The sequence below is a fragment of the Fulvivirga aurantia genome (assembly GCF_009711475.1).
Lineage (GTDB): Bacteria > Bacteroidota > Bacteroidia > Cytophagales > Cyclobacteriaceae > Fulvivirga > Fulvivirga aurantia.
Window position 1 is genome coordinate 1 of the sequence record NZ_SMMD01000369.1, and the last position, 2,085, is coordinate 2,085.

Here is a 2,085-nt window from a genome sequence, read left to right on the forward strand (position 1 = left end):
AAGGGCTCAAAACCTACAAAAGTTATTAATTGAAAGGGTTGATTCATATGATCCATCTAGTTATCAAATGATTTATACAACTTCCTACATAACAGATGAGCTTAACAACTCTGACTTAGTAGTAGGTGAATATTACACTAAGGACAACCCTAGTTTGAAAAATATACCCAAATGAGTTACAACGGCATACAACATTATATAAGCGTAATGCGGGCTCAGTGGCTTAAATTGAGCATTTTTTACTCCTAATAAACTTTGATGTGAGCAGACAATATATCACTCCGAAAATCCACACTATTCTTATATTTGACCGTTACCGTTTATTAGAGTGATGCCTATAAGAATACTTATATTATTAGCTGCAATTTGTTTATTTCCATCGATTTCATCCGGACAAGTTGAATTGGAAGAGCCTAGCGTTTACGAATTTTTAGATTCTCTATTTTTTGACAACAAGTATGATTCAATTATAGCACATGATACGACCTTTAAATTTGGCTTGATGATGGATTATCATGATGTAGATATGAATAGCCTTAAAAAAGTACCTAAGAGCTATATTGAAGAAATATCTTATTTAAAACCAGAGTCAGCTACTAAACTCTTTGGAGAATTAGGGCAGCGAGGTGCAATAATTATCTCGACAAAAGATACCGCACGAACTAAGAAATTATTTAACATAAAGACAGAAAATTAACGGTAAGATTGTATTGCAGCGCGTATGCTAAAGTGCATTGCTGGTTTGTGACTGCTTCTCTCTCACTCATTCTGTATTTGTTATTTTTTAGCTGTGAAGTGAAGGTCTTCTTTAGCTTCTTGCGGTGCATAGAAATTTCTTGTTAAGGTCTCTACTATTTTTCCAATACATGGAATTAATTAGCTTGCATCTTAATTTATTCCGAAGGATATACGCGTGCTAACCGGGCGTAGGCAAGCATATAAATGAGACATTTTATCTATCCATTAACGATTTTCATTTCTTCCGTTCTTATTTCGTGCAATAAAACAATTGACAAACCAATTATTTATATTTCTGACATTGAATTTCCATTAGTGTCAGATTTTCAGTCCAATGACTCATTAACATTTCAAGCCTGGAAAGAAGTGAAAAATTACTTGACAAAAAAAGATGAGCCATTAGATAGCATGTTTATTACTGGAACAGAATATGACTCATCTGAACAATTCATAGTATTCTATGTAACTCATTTTGACAGCTTTTTGCTCAAAAGAAAACTTGAAATTCAAGATTCCATTAACGAAGCCAATTCAAATACTGATTATAACTGGGCAGTTCCACCCACAGGAAACTGGAGTGGACATGATCGCACTATGATTTTTAGAATACAAGATGAGGAGTTGTCCGACTTATTAGTTCAATAACGACTTACCAACATGCTGTAATGGGGCATTTGCCTTCACCGTGCGAAGTCTTTTAAGACTTTGGTGTCCACCAGAAGTCGGGTAAACTCCTAGCCCGCACGTTTTGGGTTAGTATTTCATAGCCGCTTTCATCTCTTAGCTTGTGGACTACTTGTAATGTCGGGGTGTTGCAAGCTGCATTTTGCGGAACTCTGCCTATACATACGTTTTGGCAGACAAGTAGGTTCTAAACCCAAATCGTGCTAGTTTTATGCCTCTAAAACAAGTAAACAAACTACTCTTTTCAGGGGCGTTATAGAATATTAAAATGCAGAAATTCTACAAACTTCTGGGTTTAAACGAACAATTCGAGCTGGAATATTTGGGAGACGTAAATGAACTTATCAATCGGCTAAGTACCAATTGGCAGAAAGACGAAGGAATAGAACTTCAGTCAGATCTTGAAAAGAAAAGATATAAGTTCTCTGTCAACGGAAATAACATTACAATCAAAGAGACGAGAAAATTTGAGGACAGCGAAACAAGGAAAACCTATATAGTTGGACAAATTGATAATCGGGTTACATCTGTTAAACTTAGTTTTCAAATATTTATTAAAAGCTTTGAATTCTATTCTTCTATTTTATCAACCCTACTTATAATCGCATTCTTGATCTATGGGTTAATCATAACCGATGGGAATTCTAAATTACTACTCATAAT

Annotated in this window: 3 protein-coding genes; all 3 read left to right on the forward strand. The window is 34.8% G+C overall.

All coding sequences use genetic code 11. The annotated features are described in order from the left end of the window. Positions 1-331 precede the first annotated feature (331 nt). Positions 332-697 (forward strand): hypothetical protein, encoded by a 366-nt coding sequence (locus E1176_RS01920; protein WP_155208887.1) that lies wholly within the window; start codon positions 332-334, stop codon positions 695-697. Positions 698-942: 245 nt separating this feature from the next. Further along, positions 943-1,383 (forward strand): hypothetical protein, encoded by a 441-nt coding sequence (locus tag E1176_RS01925; RefSeq protein ID WP_155208888.1) that lies wholly within the window; start codon positions 943-945, stop codon positions 1,381-1,383. A gap of 307 nt (positions 1,384-1,690) precedes the next feature. Next, positions 1,691-2,085 (forward strand): hypothetical protein (locus E1176_RS01930; RefSeq protein ID WP_155208889.1); only part of this gene is annotated, 395 nt, incomplete at its 3' end.

Bases quoted from the DNA above. Each gene is read 5' to 3' on its own strand.
- E1176_RS01920 (WP_155208887.1), top strand. From the start codon at position 332: ATGCCTATAAGAATACTTATATTATTAGCTGCAATTTGTTTATTTCCA.
- E1176_RS01925 (WP_155208888.1), top strand. From the start codon at position 943: ATGAGACATTTTATCTATCCATTAACGATTTTCATTTCTTCCGTTCTT.